The organism is Sphingomonas segetis, assembly GCF_009720245.1.
Lineage (GTDB): Bacteria > Pseudomonadota > Alphaproteobacteria > Sphingomonadales > Sphingomonadaceae > Sphingomicrobium > Sphingomicrobium segetis.
In genome coordinates, this window is record NZ_WJSQ01000135.1 from 1 (window position 1) to 7,610 (window position 7,610).

6 protein-coding genes and 1 pseudogene are annotated in these 7,610 nt (G+C 65.0%); 6 read left to right on the forward strand and 1 reads right to left on the reverse strand.

Going from position 1 to position 7,610, the window contains the following annotated elements; genetic code table 11:
* The 4 genes from GH737_RS11660 to GH737_RS11675 all read left to right on the forward strand — a co-directional run.
* A partial coding sequence (locus GH737_RS11660; protein ID WP_155264980.1) for a tetratricopeptide repeat-containing sulfotransferase family protein occupies positions 1 to 1,419 on the forward strand: 1,419 nt, incomplete at its 5' end.
* A 105-nt stretch (positions 1,420 to 1,524) separates the two neighbouring features.
* Entirely contained in the window at positions 1,525 to 4,179 is a 2,655-nt protein-coding gene (locus tag GH737_RS11665) for a TonB-dependent receptor (protein WP_155264981.1), read from the forward strand.
* A gap of 13 nt (positions 4,180 to 4,192) precedes the next feature.
* The gene (locus tag GH737_RS11670) at positions 4,193 to 4,825 is read left to right on the forward strand and encodes a phosphatase PAP2 family protein (RefSeq protein WP_155264982.1); all 633 of its coding nucleotides are present in this window, start codon (positions 4,193 to 4,195) and stop codon (positions 4,823 to 4,825) included.
* 23 nt (positions 4,826 to 4,848) lie between these two features.
* Positions 4,849 to 5,061 carry a hypothetical protein gene (locus GH737_RS11675; RefSeq protein ID WP_155264983.1) on the forward strand — a complete coding sequence of 71 codons (213 nt, stop codon included), beginning with the start codon at positions 4,849 to 4,851 and terminating at the stop codon, positions 5,059 to 5,061.
* On the opposite strand, the gene ychF is transcribed toward GH737_RS11675, so the two are convergent.
* Positions 5,058 to 6,158: a redox-regulated ATPase YchF gene (gene ychF, locus GH737_RS11680; RefSeq protein WP_155264984.1), complete on the reverse strand. Its 1,101-nt coding sequence runs from the start codon at positions 6,156 to 6,158 to the stop codon at positions 5,058 to 5,060. The genes GH737_RS11675 and ychF overlap by 4 nt on opposite strands.
* A 190-nt stretch (positions 6,159 to 6,348) precedes the next feature.
* On the opposite strand from ychF, the gene GH737_RS11685 reads away from it, so the two are divergent.
* Both GH737_RS11685 and GH737_RS15335 read left to right on the forward strand, forming a co-directional pair.
* Entirely contained in the window at positions 6,349 to 7,035 is a 687-nt protein-coding gene (locus GH737_RS11685) for an alternative oxidase (RefSeq protein ID WP_155264985.1), read from the forward strand.
* 111 nt (positions 7,036 to 7,146) lie between these two features.
* Positions 7,147 to 7,610, forward strand: a pseudogene (locus tag GH737_RS15335) (hypothetical protein); the annotation flags it as partial.

Here is a 7,610-nt window from a genome sequence, read left to right on the forward strand (position 1 = left end):
GTCGGGCGCCTGCGCGATGCCGAGAACCTGCTCCGCCGCGCCGTCGAGCTCGCGCCCGGCTGGGCGGCAGCGAAAGCAAACCTTGCGCTACTGCTCGGGCGCACCGGGCGCCCCGCCGAGGCGCTCGGACTGCTCGACGATGTCTTCGCCGCCGAGCCGGATTTCGTCGGCCACTGGAACCTGAAAGCGGCGACGCTCGGACGGGTCGGCGAGTTCGACGAGGCGATCCGGTTGTACGAGGACGTGCTCGCGCGGCTTCCCGACCATCCTAAGATCTGGATGAGCTACGGCCACATGCTCAAGACCGTCGGGCGGCAGGCGGACGGCATCGCTGCTTACCGCAAATCGATTGCGCTCAAGCCGACGCTCGGCGAAGCCTGGTGGAGCCTCGCGAACCTCAAGACAGTGACTTTCGACGATGCCGACGTGGCGGCAATGGAGAAGGTGCTCGAAGCAGGCGGCCTCTCCGACGAAGACCGCCTGCATCTCGACTTCGCGGTCGGCAAGGCGATGCACGACCGCGGCCGGTTCGACGAGGCGTTCGCTCATTATGCGCGCGGCAACGCGCTGCGACTGAGGCAGCAGCCCTATCGCGCCAACGAGATCAGCAAGAAGGTCGACGAAATCATCCGCCTGTTCACGAGCGACGCATTCACCCAGCGGCCCGGCGGGTGCGAAGCGCGCGACCCCATCTTCATCGTCGGCATGCCGCGCGCGGGATCGACGTTGATCGAGCAGATCCTGTCCTCCCACTCCATGGTCGAAGGCACCTCGGAGCTGCCGGACTTGCCGGCGGCTGTGCGCTCTGCGGGGTCTTATCCAAGGTCGGCATTCGACCTGTCGGAGGAGCAGCGGCGGAAGGCCGGCGAGGACTATCTCAGGCGCGCCTCGGTTCAAAGGCGCACGGACAAGCCCCTCTTTATCGACAAGCTGCCGAACAACTGGCTGTTCGTGCCTTTCATCCAGTTGGTGCTGCCGAACGCGAAGATCGTCGATGCGCGGCGAAACCCGCTCGCCTGCTGCCTGTCGAACTTTCGACAGCATTTCGCACGCGGGCAGGCATTCACTTACAGCCTCGAAGACTTGGGCCGCTACTATGCCGATTATGTGCGACTGATGGCGCACGTCGACGAGGTGCTTCCCGGGCGCGTGCACCGCGTGATCTACGAGCGGATGGTCGACGACACCGAAGCCGAAGTGCGCGCGCTGCTCGACTATTGCGGGCTGGATTTCGAGCCGACGTGTCTCGAGTTCCACAAGACCGAGCGGGCGGTTCGGACGGCGAGCTCGGAGCAGGTGCGGCGGCCGATCTATCGCGAAGCCACTGATGAGTGGCGCGGCTACGGGGCACATCTCGATTCGCTCAAAGCCGTTCTGGGCAGTGTCGTCGAAGCCTATCCGGACGCATCCGTTTCCTGAACGCAACGCTGGCGGAACAATCGTCGTGCAGCATCAGCGGCGGCGTTGACTTTCCTCGATTGCTCTGTCGCAATACCGACACACAAGCCGAATGGGGGCCATTCGATGACCGACTCCTCTATCCGCGCAATCACGCTCGGACTCCTTGCAACAACTGCACTCGCATCGCCCGCGTTCGCGCAAACCCCGCCTCCGGTGGATGCGACGCCCGCGACCGAGACCACGCAGTCCCCCGCACCCGGCACGAACGCGACCGACGTCACGGCTCCGCCACCGCAGGTGCAGAAGGCGCAGGCAGGGCAGGTCCAGGATCAGACCGAGATCGTCATTACCGCGACCAAGCGCGAGGAGTTCCTGCAGGACGTGCCGATGAGCGTCCGCGCACTCGGCACGCGCCGGCTCGACCAGCTCAACATCTCCAACTTCGAGGAATACACCAAGCAGCTGCCGTCGGTCAGCTTCAACACGTCGCAGTCGGGCGGGACGGTGGTCTACATGCGCGGAGTCGCGACCGGCGGCGACGGCAACCATTCGGGCTCGCTGCCCTCGGTCGGCGTCTATCTCGACGAGCAGCCGGTGACGACGATCGGCGGAGCGCTCGACGTCCACATCTACGACATCGCGCGAATTGAGAGCCTGGCGGGGCCGCAGGGCACGCTCTACGGCGCTTCGAGCGAAGCGGGCACGATCCGCATCATCACCAACAAGCCCGACCTTTCGGGGATCTACGGCCGCATCGACGGCGAGGTGAACAAGGTCGCGCACGGCGACATGGGCGGCAAGCTCGAAGGCATGATCAACGTGCCGATCGCGCCCAGTGTCGCGTTCCGCGGCGTTGCCTTCTGGCAGCGCGATGCGGGGTTCATCGACAATGTGCCCGGAACGCGAACCTTCTGCGGAAGCAAGGTCCTTGGACCTGACGGAGACGACGACAATACGGATCCGGATGTCGTCGGATGCGTGCGCAACGGCATCTCCGTGAACAACGCCGCGTTCGTGCGCGACGACATCAACGAGGTCACGACCTATGGCGGGCGCGCGGCGCTCAAGGTCGACCTCGACGAGAACTGGGTCGTCACGCCGACGATCATGCACCAATATTACAAGCAGGACGGCTTCTACGCGTTCGATCCGACGCTCGGAGACCTCAACGTCCAGCGCTTCCGCGGCGACGAATACCGCCGCGACAAGTTCACCCAGGCGGCGCTGACGATCGAGGGCAAGCTCGCCGACTTCGACGTGACCTATGCCGGCGCTTGGATGAACCGTCCGACCTATTCGCTCGGCGACTACACCGACTACACCGACGCGTACGACAGGATCTACGAGAACAAGGGCGGCCTCGCCAATTACGAATATTTCTACGATTCCGCTGGCGACGCGATCGATCCGCGGCAGTACATCATCGGCACCGAGCACTTCAAAAAGATGAGCCACGAAGTGCGCATCGCCACGCCGCAGGACTGGCGCGCGCGCGCCATCGTGGGTGCTTTTTACCAGCGCCAGAAAAACCACATCTACCAGAATTACCTGGTCGACAATCTCGCGCCCGAGCTGTCGGTGAACGGCTGGCCGGGAACGGTCTGGCTCACCCTGCAGGACCGCGAGGACAAGGACTATGCCTTGTTCGGCGAGGGCGAGTTCGACGTGACTCCGCAGGTCACGCTGATCGCCGGCGGGCGCTTGTTCCGCTACGACAACAGCCTGTTCGGCTTTGCCGGCTTCGGCCGGAACCCGGCATTCACCGAAGAGAATGGCTTCCCGCCGCCGCCGAACGCGATCGGTGCGAGCTCCGGCGTTCGCCGCTGCCTGACGGTCAATGGACTGGAGTCCCTGGCCGATGAGGATTCCGAGCTCGCGCCCGGCGGCGTGGCGGGGACGCCATGCACCAACGTCGGCAATGTCGTGAACGGACGGGCGGTGCCGAGGGAAAGCAAGGGCCACGGCTTCACCCATCGCCTGAGCGCCCGCTACAAGCCGGCCGAACATCTGATGTTCTACGCGACCTGGTCACGCGGCTTCCGCCCGGGCGGAATCAACCGCCAGCCCAATGCGCCCGCGTATGACCCCGACTATCTCACCAATTACGAGCTGGGCTGGAAGACCTCCTTCGGCCCAGTGACGTGGAACGGCGCCGTCTATCACCAGATCTGGAAGAAGTTCCAGTTCAGCTTCCTCGGCGAGAACAGCCTTACCGTCATTCAGAACGGCCGCGACGCGAAGATCGACGGGCTCGAGACCGACCTTTCCTATGTTCACGGCGGATTGTCGCTGAATGCCGCGGCCGCTTTCACCGATGCCAAGACGAGCGGCGCGATCTGCCACTCCTCGGTCGACCCATCCGCGGATTGCTCGGCGCCCGGCGACTGGATCGTGACTCCCGACGGAACGCGCCTGCCGATCACGCCCAAGTTCAAGGGGACGGCGACGGCGCGCTACAGCTGGCCGATGTGGCTTGGAAAGGCGCACGTCCAGGGCAGCGTAACGCACCAGGGCTCCGCCAGCGTCGACGTGCGGCGGGATGCCGACGGAGAGGGAAGCAACCCCAACGACGTCCTCGGCAAGCTCCACTCATCGACGCTGGTGGATTTGTTCTTCGGCTACGACTGGCAGAATTACAGCGCCGAGCTGTTCGCAACGAACCTGTTCGACGAGCGCAACGAGCTTTCGCGCTTCGTCGCGTGCAGCGTCTGCACGGTCGCTTATGTCCTTCCGGGGCGGCCCCGCACGTTTGGGCTGAGGCTCGGCACGCGCTTCTGAGGCGCGCGCCCGAATGACGGCGGCGAGGCTGCGCCACGGGGCCGCGCTCGCCGCCCTGGCGTGCGTGTGGCTGGCGATGCTGCTCCTTGGCGTCGGGTCGCTCGACCGGGTCATTGCCGCGAGCATTTATGCTGGATCGCGGCCCGTGCTCGTCACCGCCGCGCGGATCTTCACATTCCTCGGCGACCCGGCCGTTCTCGTGTCGGCAGGCGTCCTGGCCGCCGCGTGGCTTTCGCTCCGCGGGCGCGGCCGCTTTGCGCTCGGATTGCTGCTCGTCATCTTCGTCGGACGCGCGCTCACCGAAGCACAGAAATATTGGATCGCGCGCGCACGGCCCGATCTCGAACCGCACCTCGTAATCGTCCAGACCACGTCGTTCCCGAGCGGTCATGCGGCGAGCTCGATGATCTTCTACCTGACGCTCGCGCTGGCGCTCACCCGTCCAGGCAGAGTGCGCCGGCTGGCGGCTGCAGCGGCAGTCCTGCTGTCGCTGTTTATCGGCGCGAGCCGGGTCATGCTCGGCGTACACTGGCCGAGCGACGTAATCGGCGGCTGGTCGTTCGGGATGCTGTGGGTGATGGTGACGCTGCCCGCCTTCCAGCGGCTGTTAGGCCCCGATTCCCGAGCATTCGCAAAGCGGCTATAAGCACTCGCCAAGGGGAGGAGCCAATGACCCGACCGAAGCCATTTACATGGATCGCGGCGGCGATCTTCGCGCTGATGGGACTTGCCCACATCATCCGCCTGTTCACCAACCTCCAAGTGATCCTCGGCTCGCACAGCGTGCCGATGTGGGTGAGTTATGTCGCGATCGTGATCACCGCGTTCATGAGCTGGATGCTGTGCCGCGAGGCGAGGGGGGCGCGCCCGAACGAGCCCTAGACGTTGAAGCGGAACAGCATCACGTCGCCGTCCTGGACGACATAATCCTTGCCTTCGGACCGGAGCTTGCCCGCGTCGCGCGCGCCGGCTTCGCCGCCGAGCTCGATGTAATCGTCGTAAGCGATCGTCTCGGCGCGGATGAAGCCGCGCTCGAAGTCGGTGTGGATTTCGCCGGCGGCTTCGGGCGCCTTCGCGCCCTTGTGCACGGTCCACGCCCGCGACTCCTTGGGACCCGCGGTGTAGAAGGTGATCAGGCCGAGCAGCGCGTAAGCGGCGTGGATCATGCGGTTTAGGCCGGTCTCGTGAAGGCCGAGGTCGGCGAGGAAGGCGTCGCGCTCGTCGGCCGGGAGCGTGGCGATTTCCGCTTCGATGGCCGCTGAGATGACCACCGCCTGTGCGCCTTCCGCGGCCGCTTTTTCAAAAACCCTGGCTGAAAGCGCGTTGCCGCTCGCTGCGTCGCCTTCATCGACGTTGCAGACGTAGAGCACGGGCTTGGCGGTCAGCAGTTGCGCCCGGCCGAGTGCCTTCGCTTCCTCAGGATCCTTCGGCTGCGTCAGCCGCGCCGGCTTGGACGCGCGCAGAAGCTCGAGCGCCTGGTCGAGCACCGAGGCTTCGATCTTCGCCTCCTTGTCACCCTGCTGGGCTTTCTTGACGAGGTTGGGAACGCGCCGCTCGAGCGATTCCAGGTCGGCGAGCATCAGCTCGGTCTCGACCGTTTCGGCGTCGGCGACCGGGTCGACCTTGCCCTCGACGTGGGTCACGTCGCCGCCTTCAAAGCAGCGCAGCACGTGGACGATCGCATCGACCTCTCGGATGTTGGCGAGGAACTGGTTGCCGAGGCCCTCGCCTTTGCTCGCGCCGCGCACCAGGCCGGCGATGTCGACGAACTCGATCTGCGTTTCGATTTCCTGCGCCGACCTGGCGATTTCCTTGATCCGGTCGAGCCGCGGGTCGGGCACCGCGACGCGGCCGACGTTAGGCTCGATCGTGCAGAACGGATAATTCGCCGCCTGCGCCGCGGCGGTCTCGGTCAAGGCGTTGAAAAGCGTCGATTTGCCGACGTTCGGCAGGCCGACGATACCGCAGCGAAAGCCCATGATTTTCCTGGTCGATAAGGGGGAGTTGGCGTCCCTTAAGCGAAGTTCGCTGGAATGCTCAACCGCCGCGGCTCCGCCGGCGCCAGCCGATTAAGTAGAATTCCCCATTCTTCGCCGCGCCGGCCCTGCCTAGATGGCGCGTATCGAATGCAAGGCCTCGCTGGCCGCGGAGTGAAAGGGAAGAGAGAAAATGTCCGCTCCAATGGTTGATCTCAGCGTCCATCACACACCCAAGGGCGTGTCAGACCGCATCGCCTACGGCTTCACCAAGACGTTGCGCCTGTGCGCCGATACCTTCTTTGCCAAGCGCTACGGCCATCGCGCGATCGTGCTCGAAACGGTCGCTGCTGTGCCTGGGATGGTCGGCGCGACGATCAACCACCTCAAGTGCCTGCGCCGGATGTGCGACGACAAGGGCTGGATCCGTACGTTGATGGACGAAGCGGAAAACGAGCGAATGCACCTGATGACCTTCGTCGAGGTGGCGAAGCCGACGTTGTTCGAGCGTCTCGTGATCCTCGGCGTGCAGTGGGTCTTCTACCTCGCCTTCTTCGCGCTCTACCTGGTCTCGTCGAAGACCGCACACCGGATCGTCGGCTATTTCGAGGAAGAGGCGGTCTACAGCTATACGCTCTACCTCAAGGAAATCGATGAAGGCCGCAGCGCCAACGTGCCGGCGCCGGAGATCGCCAAGCGGTACTGGAATCTGCCCGCCGATGCGATGCTGCGCGACGTCGTGCTCGTCGTCCGCGCCGACGAAGCACACCACCGCGACGTCAATCACGGTTTCGCCAACGAGCTCGGCGGGCTGCCTGTCGATGTCGCGCGGATCGCGCCGTCGCCGGTGCACGAAGGAGACATCCGCAAGGCGGCGTGACGATCATTGGATGCGGAAAATCCGGGTGCAACCCGATCGTCGCGGCCGAGGTTGCCATTGAAATTGGGCTGAACTACGCATTAACGAGTGTCATCTGACAGGGGGCGCGACATGGCAGCGACGGCACGTGACGACGGACTGGGCGGGGTTTCGGTCGATCCCGTCAGCGACATCCTCAAATGGGTGCTCCTGGTCACTGCCATAGTCTGTTTCGCGATGATGGGGTGGGCGACCGTGCTCACCTATCGCGCCGCGCCGCCGCACCCGGCCGCCTTTACCGATCGCGCCGGGAATGTCCTGATGACCGCCGACGACATCGTCGCCGGCAAGGGCGGCTTCCAGAAAGCCGACCTGATGGATTACGGCAGCATCTACGGCATGGGCTCCTATTTCGGGGAGGATTACACCGCCTCGACCCTGGTTCGGCTGGGGGTGTTGACCAAGCAGAGCCTGGCCGGCACCGGCCGGACGCCGCCAGCGACCAAGTCGCCCGGGAACAAGTCTCTGGCTGACACCGGCCCCGCCGGAACCCCGCCGGTGGCGACGACCCCGGCGCCCGCCTCGACCGGGGCCGC

Bases quoted from the DNA above. Each gene is read 5' to 3' on its own strand.
- GH737_RS11665 (WP_155264981.1), top strand. From the start codon at position 1,525: ATGACCGACTCCTCTATCCGCGCAATCACGCTCGGACTCCTTGCAACA.
- GH737_RS11670 (WP_155264982.1), top strand. From the start codon at position 4,193: ATGACGGCGGCGAGGCTGCGCCACGGGGCCGCGCTCGCCGCCCTGGCG.
- GH737_RS11675 (WP_155264983.1), top strand. From the start codon at position 4,849: ATGACCCGACCGAAGCCATTTACATGGATCGCGGCGGCGATCTTCGCG.
- ychF (WP_155264984.1), bottom strand. From the start codon at position 6,158: ATGGGCTTTCGCTGCGGTATCGTCGGCCTGCCGAACGTCGGCAAATCG.
- GH737_RS11685 (WP_155264985.1), top strand. From the start codon at position 6,349: ATGTCCGCTCCAATGGTTGATCTCAGCGTCCATCACACACCCAAGGGC.